This is a genomic window from Capnocytophaga canis (assembly GCF_043187445.1).
GTDB classification, from domain to species: Bacteria; Bacteroidota; Bacteroidia; order Flavobacteriales; family Flavobacteriaceae; genus Capnocytophaga; species Capnocytophaga canis.
Genome location: NZ_CP171121.1, coordinates 2,105,673 through 2,126,296, shown reverse-complemented (window position 1 = coordinate 2,126,296; position 20,624 = coordinate 2,105,673). Strand labels below are relative to the sequence as shown.

General features: G+C 34.4%; 20 protein-coding genes. 3 read left to right on the top strand and 17 right to left on the bottom strand.

Annotated features, from left to right (window positions below):
- Positions 1-6: 6 nt before the first annotated feature.
- Positions 7-4,317, bottom strand: coding sequence for a type II CRISPR RNA-guided endonuclease Cas9 (gene cas9, locus ACF3OB_RS09120; RefSeq protein WP_392447505.1), 4,311 nt, complete (start codon positions 4,315-4,317; stop codon positions 7-9).
- A gap of 735 nt (positions 4,318-5,052) precedes the next feature.
- On the opposite strand from cas9, the gene ACF3OB_RS09115 reads away from it, so the two are divergent.
- A complete protein-coding gene (locus ACF3OB_RS09115) occupies positions 5,053-6,186 on the top strand; it encodes a beta-ketoacyl synthase N-terminal-like domain-containing protein (RefSeq protein WP_392447504.1) in 1,134 nt (377 codons plus the stop codon).
- A gap of 17 nt (positions 6,187-6,203) precedes the next feature.
- On the opposite strand, the gene ACF3OB_RS09110 is transcribed toward ACF3OB_RS09115, so the two are convergent.
- The 5 genes from ACF3OB_RS09110 to ACF3OB_RS09090 form a co-directional block, all read right to left on the bottom strand.
- Positions 6,204-8,726 (bottom strand): DUF5686 family protein, encoded by a 2,523-nt coding sequence (locus ACF3OB_RS09110; RefSeq protein ID WP_392447503.1) that lies wholly within the window; start codon positions 8,724-8,726, stop codon positions 6,204-6,206.
- Positions 8,727-8,798: 72 nt separating this feature from the next.
- A complete protein-coding gene (locus tag ACF3OB_RS09105) occupies positions 8,799-9,854 on the bottom strand; it encodes an aminoglycoside phosphotransferase family protein (RefSeq protein ID WP_042344534.1) in 1,056 nt (351 codons plus the stop codon).
- 213 nt (positions 9,855-10,067) lie between these two features.
- Entirely contained in the window at positions 10,068-10,934 is an 867-nt protein-coding gene (locus ACF3OB_RS09100) for a sugar phosphate nucleotidyltransferase (RefSeq protein ID WP_042009295.1), read from the bottom strand.
- A gap of 148 nt (positions 10,935-11,082) precedes the next feature.
- Positions 11,083-12,039: a PhoH family protein gene (locus tag ACF3OB_RS09095; protein ID WP_042009394.1), complete on the bottom strand. Its 957-nt coding sequence runs from the start codon at positions 12,037-12,039 to the stop codon at positions 11,083-11,085.
- A gap of 313 nt (positions 12,040-12,352) precedes the next feature.
- The gene (locus ACF3OB_RS09090; protein ID WP_095911836.1) at positions 12,353-13,006 is read right to left on the bottom strand and encodes an alpha/beta hydrolase; all 654 of its coding nucleotides are present in this window, start codon (positions 13,004-13,006) and stop codon (positions 12,353-12,355) included.
- Positions 13,007-13,149: 143 nt separating this feature from the next.
- Between ACF3OB_RS09090 and ACF3OB_RS09085 the strand changes: the two genes are divergently transcribed.
- The gene (locus tag ACF3OB_RS09085; protein ID WP_052458372.1) at positions 13,150-13,434 is read left to right on the top strand and encodes a GNAT family N-acetyltransferase; all 285 of its coding nucleotides are present in this window, start codon (positions 13,150-13,152) and stop codon (positions 13,432-13,434) included.
- 15 nt (positions 13,435-13,449) lie between these two features.
- The gene (locus ACF3OB_RS09080) at positions 13,450-14,403 is read left to right on the top strand and encodes a glycosyltransferase family 2 protein (RefSeq protein WP_042346723.1); all 954 of its coding nucleotides are present in this window, start codon (positions 13,450-13,452) and stop codon (positions 14,401-14,403) included.
- 98 nt (positions 14,404-14,501) lie between these two features.
- On the opposite strand, the gene rplQ is transcribed toward ACF3OB_RS09080, so the two are convergent.
- The 11 genes from rplQ to rpsE form a co-directional block, all read right to left on the bottom strand.
- Entirely contained in the window at positions 14,502-14,972 is a 471-nt protein-coding gene (gene rplQ, locus ACF3OB_RS09075) for a 50S ribosomal protein L17 (protein WP_042009299.1), read from the bottom strand.
- A gap of 29 nt (positions 14,973-15,001) precedes the next feature.
- Positions 15,002-15,994: a DNA-directed RNA polymerase subunit alpha gene (locus tag ACF3OB_RS09070; RefSeq protein ID WP_042009301.1), complete on the bottom strand. Its 993-nt coding sequence runs from the start codon at positions 15,992-15,994 to the stop codon at positions 15,002-15,004.
- A 22-nt stretch (positions 15,995-16,016) separates the two neighbouring features.
- Positions 16,017-16,622, bottom strand: coding sequence for a 30S ribosomal protein S4 (rpsD, locus tag ACF3OB_RS09065; RefSeq protein ID WP_042344531.1), 606 nt, complete (start codon positions 16,620-16,622; stop codon positions 16,017-16,019).
- 87 nt (positions 16,623-16,709) lie between these two features.
- Positions 16,710-17,111 carry a 30S ribosomal protein S11 gene (gene rpsK / locus ACF3OB_RS09060; RefSeq protein ID WP_042009305.1) on the bottom strand — a complete coding sequence of 134 codons (402 nt, stop codon included), beginning with the start codon at positions 17,109-17,111 and terminating at the stop codon, positions 16,710-16,712.
- Between the two features lie 12 nt (positions 17,112-17,123).
- Entirely contained in the window at positions 17,124-17,498 is a 375-nt protein-coding gene (rpsM, locus tag ACF3OB_RS09055; RefSeq protein ID WP_042009307.1) for a 30S ribosomal protein S13, read from the bottom strand.
- A 2-nt stretch (positions 17,499-17,500) separates the two neighbouring features.
- Complete coding sequence (gene ykgO / locus ACF3OB_RS09050; protein WP_041913510.1) at positions 17,501-17,617, bottom strand: type B 50S ribosomal protein L36; 117 nt, start codon at positions 17,615-17,617, stop codon at positions 17,501-17,503.
- 238 nt (positions 17,618-17,855) lie between these two features.
- On the bottom strand, positions 17,856-18,071 hold the full coding sequence (gene infA / locus ACF3OB_RS09045) for a translation initiation factor IF-1 (protein ID WP_041987579.1): 216 nt from the start codon (positions 18,069-18,071) through the stop codon (positions 17,856-17,858).
- Between the two features lie 9 nt (positions 18,072-18,080).
- Positions 18,081-19,424 carry a preprotein translocase subunit SecY gene (secY, locus tag ACF3OB_RS09040; protein WP_082021483.1) on the bottom strand — a complete coding sequence of 448 codons (1,344 nt, stop codon included), beginning with the start codon at positions 19,422-19,424 and terminating at the stop codon, positions 18,081-18,083.
- Positions 19,425-19,435: 11 nt separating this feature from the next.
- Positions 19,436-19,888, bottom strand: coding sequence for a 50S ribosomal protein L15 (rplO, locus tag ACF3OB_RS09035; protein ID WP_042009312.1), 453 nt, complete (start codon positions 19,886-19,888; stop codon positions 19,436-19,438).
- A gap of 17 nt (positions 19,889-19,905) precedes the next feature.
- A complete protein-coding gene (gene rpmD / locus ACF3OB_RS09030) occupies positions 19,906-20,088 on the bottom strand; it encodes a 50S ribosomal protein L30 (protein ID WP_042009314.1) in 183 nt (60 codons plus the stop codon).
- 10 nt (positions 20,089-20,098) lie between these two features.
- A complete protein-coding gene (gene rpsE / locus ACF3OB_RS09025; RefSeq protein WP_042344528.1) occupies positions 20,099-20,623 on the bottom strand; it encodes a 30S ribosomal protein S5 in 525 nt (174 codons plus the stop codon).
- Between the last annotated feature and the right edge of the window lies 1 nt (position 20,624).

The window sequence follows — 20,624 nt, the reverse complement described above, 5'->3', positions numbered from 1 at the left end:
TTTAAATTAATATTCTCCTATACTAACAATGTCCCCTAAATGATTGATGCGGACTTTTATAATATCATTAAAAAAAGTCGAATTTTTCATCTGTTTGTAAGTAATGCCTTGCAATTCTTTTCTGTCTTCTACTGTTGTTTCTAAATGATGTCTGAAAACAAACTCTCGCACAAAGCTATTACCATATTGTAATTTCGAAAATTTCTGCACCCTAAACAAATTAGGGCTTATTATTCTCTTGTTTTTAGGGTCTAATAAATCAATATCATTAGGATTAAATCCTGTTGATTCATTCGGAAAAACAAACATTTCATTCTGTTTCATTGTGAACAAAAATTCCCAACCCAAATGCTGATTGTATGTTTTGTCTATAATAGGTAATCCTTGATTGGCTCTTACGACAGCTTCAAAAACTGATACTACTTTTTCTTGTAAATTCCCTTTATCATCAGAGTAAACCGCTACATGATGATTGTTCCCTGTACTGATAAAGTCCACAGGAATAGGCTTACCTTCTTTATCCAAAATTTCTTTTCCTAAATGGTCTTTTTTCGTATGCAAAGGCTCGGCATTTGCTACACCGCTTATGGTTACACGCTTTATCGCAATTCCCTTTTCTTTATTGAGCCATATCGGATTTTTGTCTAAATCTGAAAAGGCTTTTTTAGCATCGTTTCCAAAAGATTGTAGTCGTTCTTTCAAAATTCTTTTTACCCCTTCGTCTAATATTTTGTCGATTAACTTTTCATCTTTAAAGTTTTCAGGAGTAATGTCTTTTCGGATGGAAAAACTATTTTCTAACCATACCAATTTCACTTTTTCAGGCAGTTGTTCTGCTTGGGTATCATCTAAATAAATAGGATTTTTCGCCAATGAATTTTTACCTGTAAAAGCCTTTTTCGGATCGCCGCCATTTTCTTCTAATCTCTTTTTCAACAAGGATTGATACAGTGGATTGGCTACTTTTTCTATAGTCTCCAAATCAAATTTACCTCCGATTTTTTCCTCTTTTTGTACATAATACTGGTATTTTCCATAAACTGTTTCTTTATGCAATTGTCCACGAGGAGTTAAAACTTCCTGAACTTTGTTACTTCCCGCAACTTTATTCTTGTTTTTGGTAACTACCTTATTTTTAGCCTTATGAGAAATTAAAATATTTTCCAAAAAGGCTTTGGTTACCTGACGGAAATTGGGCATTGGTGCTTTAAAAACTCTTTTTTCATTACCATTTTTATCGGTTACTTTTATGGTTTCCAATTGCTGAATACCCATAATATTGCTATGCTCCTTATGTTTTTCATTTTTACGAGCATTCAGATAATTAAGATATTGAATATGATTGTGTTTGGTAAAAGCCACCGTAAGAGCATCCATTGCGTGATGGCGATGGTCATTTCGTTTTGTCCAATCAATGATAACTTCCACTTGCTGACCATACTTACGATCTTCCATTTTGGTAAGCCCCAAGGCTCTGTATTTCGGCAAGTTGAGTTCTTTCATCACATTGACCAAATCCCAATCTTCCCTCAATCTATCTGTAATACCTCCCGATGTAGAAAGCACATTTGGAGTAATTTGCAAAAGTATTTCTTTGGCTTTTTTAGCAATGTATTGTGTTTCACGCAAATCTCTTTCCACAAAACCATCTCCGATTGCACTTTCTTTTTTCAATAATTTTTGGTACTTCGCTTTGGAAATAATGTTGTTTTTGTATAAATCTTCCACACGAGCCACATATTCTTCCAATTTATCCGCTCCAAATTTACTTTCCATATAATCAAATGCCGTCCGTTCCCCTTTATCTAAATTGGTTTTTCTGAAAGAAAGCGTTTTGTTTGAAAAACTATCATCAAATACTCTTGATTTTGGTATAATATGCTCAATATCAATTTCTTTAGTAAATAATTTTTCTTGTGGAATTTTTATATTAGTATATAAATCCTTATATCCATTCGCTTTTAATTCTTCGTACAGACGATAACGGATAATATCATTTCTTGTTGGATTTGGTAAACCAAACTCATTCTTCAAAATTTTAATGATTTTTTCGTGTTCGGTTTTCGCTTTATTGATGTTTGCCGTCATATTGGCTCTTTCTTCCGCATTTTTTTTCAGTTCACGAGCCAATTCTATACGGATTTCGTCAAATTTGAAGTATTTGACAATCTTTCCATTTGCATCTTTTTCGCTATACTTTTCTATCAGACTGTTTACTAAATTAATCATCTGATTTAGAATCTTTTCTACTACCGGCTGACGCAAACTATTCTTTTTCAACACTTCCAAACTATCTTTCAGCACACGCTTTTCATTTTCTTCTTTGGTCAATGAATGTTTAGAATGGCGGTAACCTGCTAATTCACAGGCAGTACTGAATTTATTTTCCTTAATATATGGATAAATTTTCCGCATCGCTTTGGTAGAAAGATTACCATAATCATCTGACAGAGAAACATTCGCTAAAATTTGAGCATACTCTTTTTTAAAACCGAATTTTGTTTCTAACAATTTATAAAGCAATTCATTACCACTTTTAGAATCATCGCCTTCATAAGAATACAGCAAATGCCAAAGCTGATAACTTGCTTGATTTTCAAAATCTTTACCGTCTAATTCAGCATTGAAATGCAGAATATCCGTGTTGATACCTGCCTCTTTAAAAATCGCTTGAACCATATCCTTGATTTCCGATGCAGGAACTTTCAAATCATCAAGCTCCACCTCATCTTTATTCAATTTTACTTTGAGGTGATTTTTTGCATCATATCCCTCTAAATCAGTAATTTTCAAATATGCTTCGTATAATGCTTTATTTGTTCTACTACCCTCTAATTCAGGATAATTCATCTCCCATTCTTTGGGAGAATACCCTAAAATTTCCAAACAATAATCCGCTTTGAGATTTCCTTTGAGATTTAACTCATTAAATAATACTTGTTTTGCCTCCAAATCCAATTCGGAAATTGTTTTCTCTTCTTCAAAAAGAACTGCTTGTTGATTTTTAGCTACTTTTTTCGTTTTACTTTCTTTTTTACGAATCAAGACATTGTTTAAATTCTGCCAAATTTTAAACTCTTGAAACAGAGGCGATGATTTTGGAGCTACTTTAAGACCGATTACTTTTTTGGTACTCGTTCCATCTTCTTTTTTAATCTCTATTTCCTTATTTTCAAATTCACAGAAACTCACCAATGATTTTTGCGATTTCAGTTTTCTTTGGTAGAAAATTACTACATCTCGAAGTTCTTTTTTTAGTTCGTCGGTCAAAATCTGTGGATAAAATTGAGCTTGGGTATTCCAAATTTGTTCAAATTCATCTAAATAATCTTGGCGATAAAACACCTGATTTTTCAACGAAGTATGCGGATTTGCTGCAATTTGTTTCCAAAGATACTCGCCTACGGTTTCATTATTGAAGTAAAGTTCCTTGCTTCGGTCTGAAATTGCCCCCAAATAACCACTGGAATTATTTAAATTATTATTGATTTCGGTAATGACAAAAGCCAATTCTTCCCTTGTCAATTCCTTTGAGAGAGCATCTACTCGCCATTGATAGGCTTGTAATTTTTTATCTTCTCTACTTCCTTTATTTTCAGCGGTATAGATTTGGTATTTTGCCAAAAACAAAGCACTGGTTGCCCTTTGTCCTTTACCTTTAAGTTGAGCGTAAAATTCATCGGTCAAAATATCCGAATGAAACTGCTTTTGAAAGTTCCAAACTTTATCCAATTCAAACTGTAAATCAGAACGATAATAGTCAGGCAATGATTTTTTACCTTCTTTTAAAAGTTGTAGAGATAATTGTCCCGTAGTAAGGTTTTCTTCATAAAGTCTTTTGGCAATTTCCATTCCGTCAATCAGTTGCCCTTCGTCTTCGTTTTTTGCCTTGCGACTGCTTTTATAACCTCTTTTTTTATTAATTGTTAAAAAAATACGAGCCAATTCTTCCAAAGATATTTTTTCTTTAGCCGATTTTGCTCGTAATTCTAATGTTTGGAAGGTGGTTCCTTTACCGTTTTCTGTCAAAATTGTATCATCAGAAATCAATTGATGTTCTTTCAAAAGTTCGATGAGTTCCTTTCTACGGAGCTTATAGCGTTGCAGGTTGCGTCTGGCACTTCGTTTCAAGGTTCTGTCGGCATTGGTAGAAATGGGCTTCCCCTTCTCGAAATTTGTTTTTTCATCGGTTGTTAGCGGATTAACCCGAACACCAACATCCACAATTTCCGATTTTTCTGAATTATTTTCAGCTTCTTTTACAACTGCCCAACCAATGGAATTTGTCCCCAAATCAAGACCGAGTATATGTTTCATAATTAATAGTTTAAAAATTAATGGGTATAAAAATACAAATAAAAAGTTAAATATTTTTGATATTCAATTATTTTTTCTACCTTTGTGGCAGAAAGCAATTTACAATAAGGATTATTCCGTTGTGAAAACATCTAGCGCCTCGCCTATCTGCGGGGCTTTTTTAAAGAAAAAACCAAGACTAGTTACCTAATTATAAGGTAAGTAATCTTGGTTATCAGAATTTACTTTTTGTGCTTTTTACACAAAAAGCAGAACGGCTTAGATAGATAAACTATCTTTTTGCTTCGCCAGTGTTTAAACTTACGAAAACAAACTAATTGTTTTTTCTCATTCATAAATCTACATTTTATGATTAATAATTAGTTTCATAAGACCTTTTGATGTGGGGCATCAAAAGGTCTATTTTTTTTACCAATCCTCGTAGTAGAGTGTTTTTACAAAATCAAATTGTTTATTTAAGCAATTAAATGAATAAGAAAGCAAATTTACAACAAACAAAAGAAAATAGTATCAACTTTACTCTACTTATGAGGATTAATGGCACAAAGATAACAAAAGAAAACAAGACTACAAAATTAAGATACTATTATTCTTTTGTTTAAATCTTATAAAAAATAAACAACAATAATAATCCAATGATTATCAGCAAGATAAAAACATATTTTTTTTAAAAAAACACTTTTCAAATCCTAAATAATAAAAATTCCTTACTTTTGCATATAAAACTTTTAAACTGTGAACATATCAATCGTAGGAATGGGATCGATTTCTGCTTTAGGAAATTCTTTTACAGAAGTCTGCCTGTCATATCAAAATCCAATATCTTTATTAAAGCCTTATGGTGAGGTTCCTATGGGAAAACTCTCTGAAAGCGGTCTGACTGCTGTAAACAACTTACGACTATCATCACCGGCATATACCAACTTGGACGATACAGTTTTATTTGCAATTATATCAGCCCGACAAGCAGTCAAACAGGCTAATTGGTGTGATGGTAATTTTGGTGTAAACATCGGTTCTTCTCGCGGAGCGACAACTCTTTTTGAAAAACATCACTCCTATTTCATTGAAAATAAAGCATGTGAAACTTTAGCTTCTCCAACTACTACGTTAGGAAATATTGCTTCGTGGGTTGGTCAAGATTTAGGGAGTATAGGTTTTGAAATGTCTCATTCCATCACCTGTTCAACATCTTTACACGCTGTCGTTAATGGTATTGCATGGCTTCAAAGTGGTATGGAACAGCGATTTTTAGTCGGTGGAAGCGAAGCTCCGTTAACTCCCTTTACTATAGCTCAAGCCAAAGCTTTAAAAATTTACAGCAGTCTCACGGATCATTTCCCTTGTCGAGCAATGGACGTACACAAAAAACAAAATACAATGGTTTTAGGCGAGGGAGCTTCTGTTTTTTGCTTAGAAAATGGATTGAAAGACAATCGATTAGCAGGAATAACAGGATTCGGATTTGCTTCTGAGAAATTAACTCACAATGTATCTCTTTCGGCCAATGGCGAATGCTTACAAAAATCTATGATGATGGCTTTACGAAATACAGACGTTTGTGATATAGACGTTATTATCACCCACACTCCAGGTACTATTAAAGGAGATTTAGCAGAAATCACAGCTATCCGAGAAGTTTTCAAAGAATCTGTTCCTTTTATGACTAATAATAAATGGAAAATAGGACATACATTTGGTGCAAGTGGTGCTTTGAGTCTTGAAATGGCAATATGTATGCTCCAAAAACAGGAAGTTTATAGCGTTCCTTATGTTGAAAAACAAAAGAAACCTGAAAAAATAGAAAAAATACTCATTAACGCTGTTGGTTTTGGAGGAAATGCTGTGAGTATTTTAGTCGAAAAATAATTTTTGTACTGCTGACATTAAAAATTAGGCATGACACTAAAACGAATGCCAAACTTGGGATTCCGAGTACCGTTAACATCATTAAAATCACCACGCCATATAAAATCTAAACGAAACGGGCGAATATTTCCAAAACCTATATTTTCAATACCAAAACCGTATTCCCAATACAATTTTTCAGGCGTATTGTATATTAGATTCGTTTGGTGAGCATCTCTATTTTGCTGACTTATAGTACCATAAGCAAAACGAGCAAATAATAAACTTCGTAATTTTGTTTTGTCGACAAGTGGAATTTTATTCAAAATAAACCCGTTAAAATGATGCTCAAAATAACCATTAAGATAGGTATCATTTATAAAATCATAATAATCTAACAACGCAAACGACTGAGGTATAATCGAATAGGCTTGATTGGCAGGCGTTGGTGTCAAAATAGTCAACGGTACGGTACCAAAAATTTTCCCTGCCTCAAAAGTTGTGTTCAGCATTCCTAAATTCCAAACAGTAATAGGTTTTTTGATTAAAACCTGTACTTTATCATAGTCAAATTGGCTTCCTAAAGCTCCTGATGCTCCTTTAGTATATTTAAACACGTAAGTATCATGTATTTTCTCTCCATAACGTTGCTCCACCCCATAGCCAAAGACGTTTCTTCCTGGGGTAAATTTGATATTCAATCCTGTGTTGAAATCGGTATAATTGGTATATGTTTGATTATTCTTCAAATCGCGAAAGGCTATGAAAAAATGTTCAGGATCGGCAGATTGTGAGTGCTGATATACTCCAAAAACACTAACTTCAATGTTTTTTAACGGCACATACGTTATAGCCGCTGATGTCTTTTGATTTCTGGTCAAAAAATAGTTTTCTCCTCGATTAATAATGGCGTTACTTCCTCTTCGGAATGTGAAATTACCATCATCGTGAATCAAATAGTTTCCTAATTGCAAATAGTCATCCTGATAAGCACCTCCAAACGTCACTCGAGGTTCCTCCGAAAGTAAATATTTAGCACTTAATCCATACTTAAACCGCTTATCTCCAATGCCATAAGCTCCGTAAAAATAAGAGCGAAAACGATCTTCAATTGAATTAAATGTTCTGAAACCTAATCTAAATCGATGCTTTTCAACATCGTTTGATTCGTACACCTGCCAATATGTACCGAATTGCAGTCCTTTACCCAAAGGGATTGAATTTAACGATACATACCCTGTACCTATAATATCTGCAAGTGTAGTAATTAATTTAACTTTCGGATTATCAGCCACTTCCTTAATCAACCGAGTTGTTTTAGAAATATTTGCCGACTTCACGGTTGCTTGTTGCCAATATGTATCCCCTTTAACAAATTGATCCCTATATTTTTGAACTATTTTTTGTTCATAAAAAAGAGTCGCTTTTGGTTGATTCAGGACCACATCAGAGTATCCTATGGTATTACGAATGTACAAGCCTTTCTCTTCTATGTCCTTAGAAAGAATCGTAAAATCAGCTTCTTGAATTTCTTTTTGAAGATAATAAATACTATCATTTTCAATGGTAAAATGCTTTTCGAAAAACAATCCCCGCACCATATTCAAATTGGTTTTGGGAGTAGTTTTCATCTCTATACTTTTGATAATAAAAGTTTTAGTATCCACAATAAAATTTCCTTCCAAAGCCAAATCAGCATCTATTTTTGGAAAAAAATAAATGCGATAGAAATTTCGATTCTCTTCTACTAAAGTATCTTTTAAAACATAGTGATACGTCCCGTAGCCATATTCCGAGAGAGGGCTTACAAATGGGCGATTTAAAATCAAATATGAATTTTCGTAGATATCAAATTCATCAAATGCCTTGGTGATTCGCTCTAAACCATAACCATTTTGAGCTACTCCTTGTGAGCGTTCTGCCTCTGTATCAACTCGTTGTTTATTGATTTGGTTGTTACCGTAGACCTTTTGTACGTTTTCTTTAATATAAATCGGCATTGAAAAAAAGCCCCTGTTTTTTCGTTCCATAAGAGTTTGTTCAAACTCAGCATAATCATTTCCTAAAACCTTTTTTAGGAAAATCGTATCTAATTGATTGATACCCAACTCTGAGACACTATGTTTCTTATACTCATATGCCTGTGAATTTTTAAGTCCTTTTTTACTCTTATTTTTCCAAATACCTTGTAGAACTGTGTAGGCTGGGTTTTCTTTTTTCGAAAGTGACTTGGTTGGTTTTCCTACTACAACAACCTCTTCAAGCTCTTCTCCTTCAGTAAGTTCTACAATAAGATTTTTTGTGATTTTATGTTGTAATCGTATTTTTTTAGATGTGAACCCTAAGGAAGAAACTTCAATATAATTATGGTTTTTCTCTGAGTATAAGGAGAATTTTCCTGAAGCATCCGACACTACTCCTTTCGTAGAATTCACAAAAATGATATTCGCAAAGGGAAGTGGTTTTCCTTGATCATCAATAACTTTACCTGAAACTTGAGTTTGGGAATAAATATAAATGGGAAGAATGGTTAATAGGAGTACAAAAATATTTCTTATCATAAAAAAAACTGTCTGAACCAAGTTGCAAATGTACACTTTTTTTCAGACAGTTTTTACCTTTTATTGTTTATTTTATTTAAACCATTTATCAACAACTGCTCTCAATGCAGGTTCTTTATCTTCTAAACGTTGTAATAGAACAAATTGGTTTCTTGCTCTAACAAAATTTTCTTCGGGGAATGAAGTTTTGAAATAAATGTCATTATTAAAATAATCCGTAAGGAAACGTACTCCGATAATAAAAATCATATATTTAGCACCATCCAAAACCATCCGTTTTTCGGTCTCTGTCATTACGTCTTTCATCACTGAAAATCCTTTACAAATGGCTTCAAAGAAAGTTTCATTGAACACAATTTTTGAATCATCAGGTTCATTTTCATTAGTAGGACTCACAGAGGTACGCACCATATCTCCAAAGTCATACAATAAAATTCCTTGCATCACTGTATCCAAGTCAATAACTTTGAAATCGTTCGGATTATCCTTGTGAATCAATACATTATTTATTTTTGTATCGTTATGAGTAACACGAATAGGGATGCGTTTTTCATCCACAGCTTTCTGTACTTCATCAAATATTACCTTGTGCGACTTTGCAAAATCATAGAGATGTTGTGCCTTTTCGATGCGTTCGGACTTCGCCTGTGCAAAAGCATCTTCTAATTGTTGAAAACGCTTCATCCCGTTATGAAAATCAGGAATAGTATCCTCCAATCTTGAAGTATCTATCTTTTCAAATGTTTTGATAAACGTTGCATAAGCCGATGCAGCTTTCTCAGCCTGCCATGCTTCTTTAACAAATTCGTATGCCACATAATTCTTCGCAAACGGAACCGCACGCCACAAAGCATTGTCTGCTTCTACCGAAAAACCTCCCGTTTTGACTGGTAACATATTCAGAATAATAGTGTTATCAGCAACAGTTTCCCAAAGCAATTCAATATTTTTAATGATTGCATGTGGTTTTTTGAACACATTGGTATTAATTCCCTGAAGCACATACTCTTGTTCAGTAGTTTTCACTAAAAAAGTATAATTGATGTGCCCATTTCCAAAAGGCTCAACGGAAACGATATCTCCTTTAAAATCAAACAAAGGAGCAATTCTTTCAGCTGTATTTTTCATTTTATTTTATATTTTTAATTGGTAAATCAAATGTATATGAAGATTTTTGCGTATAACAAAATCTATGTAAATTCGACATTCAGAGATTGTAACACTAGTTGAGAGTTAAAAAAAATCTCTAATTTTAGCAAAATGGAATAAACTCCTTATCTCAATAAGTCAAAATCTCGTGAAACCTTCACAGTTGAGCAAGTAAGAAATTTGATTCCTTAATTAGAAATTCTCCGGATATCCTCCTGCTACAGTCAAATTTTTAATTTCTTCTCGTACTTTCAATAAATCTTCGCGGTAGGTCATTCCAAACCAAGCATCGTTATTAGGTAACACTTCCAAAGTATACCCTTCTTTTTCAATAGCATGTTGTACCACTAACGGAATGAAAAACTCTGCTTTTGGATTTTCTTTATTAGCTTCTACAAATTCAGCAAATAATTTCTGTGCCATTGGAAAAATTTCTGGTGTGAATCCCCAAAAATTCATTGAAACGAACGTTCCTAAAGGATATTTTTCGCCTGTTTCTTCATCAATAGCCATATTTTCGTCAATTTTTCTGAGTTTTGTAGCCTCAACTATCGATTGCAGATGATTATTTTCATTCACATTACAAACTCCTCTTGAAACTGTCCCATTTTCGCTCAATGTGTTTTTCAATAAATAACCTGCTGAATAAAAAGTTTTTTCTTTACCTGATTTTAAGGCTTTTACCATGTATGAAAACGCATCTTTTCCGTAATAATCATCAGCATTCATAATCAAAAACGGATTCTTAACCACGTCTTTTACGCAGAGCATTGCATGTCCTGTACCCCAAGGTTTTTGACGCACAATGCCTTCTGGATTTTGTAAATCTTGATATACGAAGGAAACAGGCAACCCTTTGAAACGATTTTCTAAATGTTTTTTAGTAAGCTCTTCAATCTGGGTTCTAATAATCAAAACTACGTCCGAAAACCCCGCTTCAATCGCATCATAAATCCCATAATCAAACAAAGCATTTCCGTTATGAATTTCCTCTAATTGTTTGTCGGAACCAAAGCGACTCCCCAAACCTGCCGCTAAAATTACTAATGTTGTATTCATATTTTTATGTAATATATTTATGTTTTATATTATTTTTCAATTATTTAGCTCTTAAGGTGCAGAAAAATTTATGTTACACGTTGTGAAATAACATTCTGAATTTTAATATCTAAATGTTCTGATGTCATTTACTGAATCGCACTTACGTTTATTCTATATTCTCAATACTTTTGTACGCCTCAATAATATTTCGTACTAACGGATGTCGAACCACGTCTTTATCATCCAAATGTAACATACCAATCCCCTTGACATTTTTCAGAATCAACAAAGCCTCTTTCAGCCCTGAAGATACCTTTCGAGGTAGATCAATTTGACCCGGGTCACCCGTAATCATAAACTTAGCATTACGCCCCATACGTGTGAGGAACATTTTCATTTGAGCATGGGTAGTATTCTGAGCCTCATCCAAAATCACAAAAGCGTTATCAAGCGTACGCCCACGCATAAACGCCAAGGGAGCAATTTCTATTACCCCTGATTCAATAAAACCACTAAGTTTTTCATAAGGAATCATATCACGCAAAGCATCATAAAGAGGTTGCATATACGGATCTAGCTTCTCTTTCAAATCCCCTGGAAGAAACCCTAAATTTTCCCCTGCTTCCACTGCAGGTCGGGTAAGAATAATTCGTTTTACTTGCTTTTCTTTCAGTGCTTTAACTGCAAGTGCTACACCTACATAGGTCTTTCCTGTTCCTGCGGGGCCTACAGCGAAAACCATATCATTCTTTTTCATCAACTCTACCAACTTGAATTGATTTTTGGTCTGCGGACGAATAACCTTCCCCCCCACTCCATGGACAATCACATCGGTTTCCTTCTGATTTATTGTTTCTATAGGCTCAGTATCATCAGCATTGCAAATACTATCAATGCTACGTTCATCCAATCGGTTGTATTTACTGAAATACGCCTGCAATAATTCTATTTTTTTGGCAAAATCTTTTAACAAGTTTTCCTCTCCAAAAGCTAAAATTTTATTACCTCTGGCTACAATCTTCAATTTCGGAAAACAAGATTTTATCTTTTTAATATTTACCTCATCTTCGCCGAAGAACTGCTGTGGATGAATATCGGTTAGTTCTAAAACAAGTTCATTCAAAATATAAGAAGTTTTTTGATTAATGAATTAAATTCGAGTTTTTCTAATCTCGAAACATTGTGCAAGTTTACTATTTTTTTTGAAGATTTGCAAGAAAAAAAGGGTTATTTTCACATATTTTTAAAACTACAGCAGAATAATAGAATATTTCTAAACACAAAACAACTGTAAAATACCGTTGATACTATGAAACAAAATATACAAAACTTCCCTACAAAAAACATTCTTCCATAATAATAAACATCCTAAAACAAAGCGTTTACTATTCCTTTTATCTCAGCAAAATTGAAGTAGAAATGGTATACGGAAATTATTACAACAGATTCGAAAAATTCTCATTAAACCATTTGTAACGATTAATAACCATAATATGTGTGCCATTTTTTACTACAATAGCATCAGAAATATATTTCATTGGAAAAACTGCATCTTTATCTCCGTGGATATGAATTGTGTTCGGTAAAGGCTCTGTTTGCTCCCAATTTACAATTTTATCAATGCTCCAGTCCAAATAAGAGATTGATCGCATCCCAATGTACTTTTCATAAAGTTCTATACGCTTTGTAATGGAATCAATAAAAGAAAATTGCTTCCAATATTCCAATGAATTAACTAAACCAACGGGCAACAATTTATGCAAATTTGTATAACGTGCCAATAGCATTTTTTTAGGCAGTTCATATTTAGTTTTTACACTTGAAACTACGATAATTTTTTCATAATCAATAATTTTAGCGATTTCCTGTACAATAATTCCTCCGAACGAAACCCCCAATAAAGTAGGTTTCGGATGTGTAATTTGCTGAGCCAAACGAAAAGCATATTCCGAAAGAGATTCCTCCTCAATCGGTAAAATCCAGTCCAATAAATGAGTTTCATAATTCGATGGAAATTCAAGAAATTCAAAAATTTTAGGACTTGCTGCCATTCCTGGCATTAGATAAATATGCTTTTTGTTTTTTTCCATTCTAAATTAAATTTTATTTTGTAACTTTGTGCCGAAGTTGGCTTTTTGTTTTTTTTCAGGACGTAAAAATACTATTTTTTTTACCAAAATCAAAAACAACATTGACACTTCATTAATCACTAATCATACGAATTAAAATAAATATGATTGAAATTATTGACAGCGAATTTTCTCGCCAGTTTCAAACAAAAGTTAACAATGAAACCGCCTTCATTGAATACTCGGTGCAAGACATCAAGATTTTTTTAACAAGAATATATATTCCTGAAAATGCTGAAGCCACTTTTTTTGATGACTTCATGAAAAAAGTACTCGAAAACATAGCCGAACGCCGATTAAAAGTAGTTCCAACTTGCTCAAAAGCGGTTTCCTTTTTCAGAAAAAACAAAGAATATCAAGGAATGCTTTCCGTAGGAATTCGTGTTTAAGTAATCTGTGTCTGTATGAATCAAACTCCAAACATATCAATTGTTATTCCCCTCTTAAATGAACAAGAATCATTGCCTGAATTACATCAATGGATTCGTCGGACAATGATTTCTTACGAATTTTCTTACGAAATTCTTTTTATAGATGATGGGAGTACCGACCACTCGTGGCAGATCATCAAAGAAATAAAATCTCAAGACCCTTGTGTTGTTGGTATTCGTTTCCTCAAAAATTACGGAAAATCACAGGCTTTGAACATCGGATTCAAAAAAGCAAAAGGCGATGTAGTCATAACAATGGATGCTGACTTACAAGACAGCCCCGATGAAATTCCCGAATTATATCAAATGATTAAAGTCGATGGATTTGATTTAGTTTCAGGTTGGAAGAAAAAACGATATGACTCAAAATTAACTAAAAATCTACCTTCTAAATTATTCAATTGGGCAGCACGAAAAACATCAGGGCTAAAGCTCCACGATTTCAATTGCGGACTGAAAGCCTACCGAAATGAAGTAGTTAAGAATATTGATGTAAACGGCGAAATGCACCGCTATATTCCTGTGCTAGCAAAAAATGCTGGATTCAAAAAAATAACTGAAAAAGTTGTTATCCATCAAGCAAGAAAATACGGGCAAACAAAATTCGGAATGAACCGATTCATCAACGGATTTCTGGATTTAATTACTATCAGTTTTATTTCCCACTTTGGTAAGAGACCAATGCACTTTTTTGGCGCTTTAGGAGTTTTAATGTTCTTTATTGGTTTTTTATTTGCTTTCTACCTAGGAGTAGACAAACTGTTCATAAACCCTAGCAACCGACTCATTGCTAACAGACCTGAATTTTACATGGCATTAACAACAATGATTATTGGAACCCAATTCTTTGTTGCAGGATTTTTAGGCGAAATTATCCTACGTAACAAACGCAAAGAAAAACGCTACAAAGTAAAAGAACGAATTTAAGCCCTGTATCTTATCATAATCCAAAACGCTTAAAACATTCAAATACGAAACAAGCCATCTAAAAAATTAGATGGCTTGTTTTTTCTTTACACTTTTAACTACTCTTCAGTTGCAGTAGTTTCAGTCTCAGAAGCTGAAGTTGTCTCAGCTTTTTTTCTACTACGACGCGTAGATTTCTTTTTAGCTGCTGATTTTTCTACGTTGTACGTAGTGTTATAATCAACGAACTCAATCAATGCCATTTCAGCATTATCTCCCAAACGATTTCCCAACTTGATAATACGAGTATATCCTCCTGGTCTATCGCCCACCTTTACTGAAACCTCTTTAAATAACTCAGTAACAGCATATTTATTTCTCAATCTACTAAAAGCAATACGACGATTATGCGTTGTATCTTCTTTTGATTTTGTAACTAATGGCTCAACAAATAATTTCAAAGCTTTTGCCTTTGCCAAAGTAGTGTTTATTCTCTTATGCTCAATCAACGAACAAGCCATATTTGCCAACATAGCCTCTCTATGAGCAGTTTTTCTTCCTAAATGATTAATTTTATTTCCGTGTCTCATTTTTCCTTAATTAAATACGCAAAAGCGGGTTAATCTTTATCTAATTTATATTTTGACAAATCCATACCGAAAGTTAAATTCTTATTGGCAACTAATTCATCAAGTTCTGTAAGTGATTTTTTACCAAAGTTTCTAAATTTCATCAAATCAACTTTGTTGAATGAAACCAAATCACCCAAAGTTTCAACTTCTGCCGCTTTCAAACAATTCAACGCACGTACCGACAAGTCCATATCAACCAATTTGGTTTTCAATAACTGACGCATATGCAATGACTCCTCATCGTATGATTCTGTTTGAGCTATTTCATCTGACTCCAAAGTAATTCTCTCATCAGAGAATAACATGAAGTGGTGAATCAACGTTTTAGCAGCTTCCGTCAAGGCTTGTTTAGGATGAATCGACCCATCTGTTTTGATTTCGAAAACCAACTTTTCGTAGTCAGTTTTTTGCTCTACACGATAGTTTTCAACCGAATATTTCACATTTTTGATTGGAGTAAAAATAGCATCGGTCATGATAACTCCAACAGCTGTGTTCTGATTTAGATGCTCCTCAGCTGGAACGTATCCTCTACCCTTTTCAATAGTAATTTCCATATTGAAAGTTACAGAAGACTCCATATTACAAATTACTAAATCCGTGTTTAGTACTTGAAATCCAGAAAGATATTTTTGAAAATCACCCGCAGTCAACTGTTTCTTACCTGAAACGGCAATAGTTACCGTTTCGTTTTCTATATCTTCAATTTGTCTCTTGAAACGTACCTGTTTCAAATTTAAGATGATTTCGGTTACATCTTCCACTACACCTGAAATCGTAGAAAATTCATGTCCTACTTTATCAAATTTTACAGAAGTAATTGCGAAACCTTCTAATGAAGAATACATAACTCTCCGCAATGCGTTACCTATTGTTAAACCATATCCTGGTTCCAAAGGACGAAATTCAAATCGTCCTTCGAAATCAGATGATTCAATCATTATAACTTTATCGGGTTTTTGAAAGTTGAATAATGCCATAATTTGACTGCTGTCTTATTTATTATTTAGAGTACAACTCTACGATTAACTGTTCTTTAATATTTTCAGGAATCTGAATACGTTGAGGCACGGCAACAAATGTACCCTCTAATTTTTCAGTGTTCCAAGTTATCCACTCATAAACAGCACTACTTGCTGATAATGAGTTTTCAATAACGCTCAAAGATTTTGATTTCTCACGAACACCAACCACATCACCTGGTTTTAAAGAATAAGACGGAATATTAACAATATCTCCGTTTACCGTGATATGACGATGCGAAACCAACTGACGTGCAGCACTGCGTGTAGGGGCAATTCCCATACGATAAACTACGTTATCCAAACGTGATTCACACAACTGCAACAGCACCTCACCTGTGACGTGCTTACTTCTTTTTGCTTTTTCATACAAATTACGAAATTGTTTCTCTAAAATACCGTAAGTATATTTAGCTTTTTGTTTTTCTTGCAACTGAATAGCATATTCAGAGCGTTTTGCTCTACGACGAGCAATCCCGTGTTGCCCTGGTGGATAGTTCTTTTTCTCAAAAGATTTATCATCGCCAAAGATGGCTTCACCAAATTTACGAGCTATTTTTGTTTTTGGTCCTGTATATCTTGCCATTTTTTCTTATTTCTAATAAAAGGGGATTATGAATTAAGGCATTCCTTCGATAATCAAAAAACCCTTCGTTATTTAATAATAAATTAATTAAACTCTACGTCTCTTTGGTGGACGACAACCATTGTGAGGTAATGGAGTAACATCAATAATTTCAGTTACTTCAATTCCAGCATTGTGGATAGTTCTGATAGCGGATTCTCTACCGTTTCCTGGTCCTTTTACATATACCTTTACTTTCTTCAAACCTGCATCAAAAGCCACTTTCGAAGCATCCTCTGCTGCCACTTGCGCTGCGTAAGGTGTATTCTTTTTAGACCCTCTAAAGCCCATCTTACCTGCTGATGACCAAGCAATTACGTCTCCTTTTTTATTCGTAAGAGAAATTATCACATTGTTGAAAGTTGCGGAAACGTGTGCTTCACCAACCGATTCTACAACAACCTTTCTCTTCTTAGAAACTTTTGCGTTTTTTGCATTTGATTTTGCCATACTAACTACTTATTATTTAGTTGCTTTTTTCTTATTCGCAACAGTTTTTCTTTTACCTTTTCTTGTACGAGAGTTGTTCTTCGTTTTTTGACCACGCAAAGGCAACCCTATTCTGTGACGGATTCCACGATAGCATCCAATGTCCATCAAACGTTTGATGTTCAACTGAATCTCTGAACGTAACTCTCCTTCAATTTTATAAGAAGCTACGACCTCACGAATGTTACTGATTTCATCATCATTCCATTCGTTTACTTTTTTGTCTTCATTTACTTGAGCCTTTTCTAAAATTTCTTTAGCTCTACTTTTTCCGATACCAAAAATATAGGTTAGTCCAATAACCCCACGTTTGTTTTTTGGTAAATCAATACCTGCAATTCTTGCCATAATTATCCTTGTCTTTGTTTAAATTTAGGATTCTTTTTGTTAATTACGTACAATCTCCCTTTACGACGCACAATGATGCACTCGGGACTTCTTTTTTTAATTGATGCTCTAACTTTCATTTCCTTTTGTTTATATCATAGAGTTTGCAAAACTACAAAATATTTTGAATTTATATGTGTTTTTTTATATAAATACCACTTTTATTTTTATAAAATCAAAACAGACAGAGCTTAAAAACCAATTAATATTTGATTTTCAACACCTTACTTCTTTACAAAACTTTGACAAAGCCTTGAAACTTTGTCAAAGTTTTTTATTTTTCTATAAAATATGGAATTTATTACCAGATAATCCCTCTTAATAGCGATATGTGATTCGAGCTTTTGTTAGGTCATACGGACTCATTTCAAGTTTCACCTTATCCCCTGGAAGCAATTTGATGTAATGCATACGCATCTTTCCCGAGATATGAGCAATCACTACGTGTCCGTTGTCTAATTCTACTCGGAACATTGCATTGGACAACGCCTCAACAATAGTTCCATCTTGTTCAATTGCTGCCTGTTTAGCCATATATCAAAATTAAGCCTTTCTATTTTTACCTGTTTTCATCAAACCATCGTAGTGACGATTCAACAAATATGAATTTACTTGTTGTACCGTATCAATGGCAACCCCTACCAAAATCAGTAACGATGTACCTCCGTAAAACAACGCCCAAGAATCTTGCATTCCAATAACCTTCAATAAAGCTGGGAAAATCGCTATTAAGGCTAAGAAAATGGAACCAGGCAATGTAATCAATGACATGATTTTGTCAAGATAATCTCCTGTCTCTTTTCCGGGACGAATACCAGGAATAAAGCCTCCACTACGTTTCAAATCATCAGCCATTTTATTGGTTGGCACCGTAATGGCAGTATAAAAATAGGTGAACAATATAATCATTGTTGCAAACAACAAATTATACCAGAAGCCAAACATATTACTGAATGCCTGTTGAACGCTTAATGCAGTTTCTGATTTAGACAAACCTGCAACAGCAGCTGGAATAAACATCAACGCTTGAGCAAAGATGATTGGCATTACCCCTGAAGCATTCAACTTCAAAGGAATATACTGACGTGCACCAAATATGTTTTTCTCAGCTACAGTTCCTCCATCAGCAGTTCTTCTTGCGTATTGAACTGGAATTTGACGAGTTGCTTTAATCAAATAAATACAAAGCAAGATAATGACAAACCAAATAATGATTTCAATCAAAATCATCATCAAGCCTCCATTTGATTGGGCCACACGAGCATCAAACTCAGCAGCAAATGCCTGTGGAAGACGTGCAATAATCCCGACCATGATGAGCAACGAAATACCGTTGCCAATTCCCTTGTCAGTGATTTTCTCCCCTAACCACATCGCAAAAACAGTTCCTGTTACTAATATTAGCACCGCTGGAATCATAAAATCAAGACCTTTTCCTAGAATAAAAGCACTGTCAGGAACGCCCAATTGTCCAATACCATAAAGATAAACAGGAGCTTGAACAACACATATTGCAATGGTAAGCCATCGAGTGATTTGGTTTATCTTTCTTCTACCACTTTCCCCCTCCTTTTGCAGTTTTTGAAGGTATGGAATTGCGATCCCCATCAATTGAACAACAATCGAAGCCGAGATATATGGCATAATACCTAACGCAAAAACTGAGGCGTTAGCAAAAGCTCCCCCAGTAAACGCATTTAAGATATCAAGCAAGCCGCCTCCCGAGGTACGCGTTGCCAACTCATGTAATTGAGCGGAATCAACCCCCGGAAGAACGATATGTGCTCCGAAACGATAAACTAACAAAATTCCAAGAGTTAAGATAATTCGATTTTTTAACTCTTCTATTTTCCAAATATTGGTTAGGTTCTCGATAAACTTCATAATAATTCGATACATTACAAGGTCACAGCCTCACCTCCAACAGCCTCAACTGCTGATTTGGCACTTGCTGTAAACTTATGAACAGATATTTTTAATTTTGCTTTTAATTCTCCTCCACCCAAGATTTTAACTAAATCCGATTTCTTAACTATGTGGAGTTGAACTAAGGTTTCCATATTAACTGTATCAGTAATTTTTCCTGAATCAACCAAGTCTTGCAATTGTCCTAAGTTAATTCCTACATACTCTTTACGGTTAATATTTTTGAAACCGAATTTTGGTACGCGTCTTTGCAAAGGCATTTGCCCTCCTTCGAAACCAATCTTTTTAGAATAGCCTGAACGAGATTTCGCTCCTTTGTGTCCACGTGTAGCAGTACCTCCTTTACCGGAACCTTGCCCACGACCAACGCGCTTCCCTTCTCTGTGAATTGAACCTTCTGCAGGTTGTAAATTACTCAAGTTCATAACTTTGTATAAAAATATTATTTAACTTCTTCAACAGAAATTAAGTGTTTTACTTTATTAATCATACCAAGGATACTTGGTGTAGCTTCATGCTCAACCGCTTTTCCTATCTTACCTAAACCAAGAGCCTCCAAAGTTAATTTTTGGTCTTTTGGACGCTTGATACTACTTTTTACTTGTGTTACTATAACTTTTGCCATTGTTCCAATATTAACCTTTAAACAATTTTTCTAAAGAAATTCCACGTTGAGCAGCAATTGTTTTTGCTGAACGCAACTGCAATAGTGCGTCAAAAGTAGCCTTCACCACGTTGTGAGGGTTCGATGAACCTTGTGATTTTGAAAGTACGTTGTGAACTCCAACTGCCTCCAAAACGGCACGTACAGCTCCCCCAGCAATTACTCCAGTACCTTCAGTTGCAGGTTGCAAATAAACACGAGCTCCTCCGTACTTACCTTTTTGCTCATGAGGCAATGTTGTTCCGTTCAAAGGAATACGAACCAAATTCTTTTTTGCATCTTCAACTGCTTTAGCAATTGCTTCAGCAACTTCTTTTGATTTTCCTAATCCGTGACCAACAACTCCATTTTCATCACCTACTACAACGATAGCAGAGAAACCGAATGCACGTCCTCCTTTTGTTACTTTAGTAACACGTTGAACTCCTACCAAATGGTCTTTTAATTCAAGACCACTTGGTTTTACATATTCTACATTTTTATATTTCTGATACATA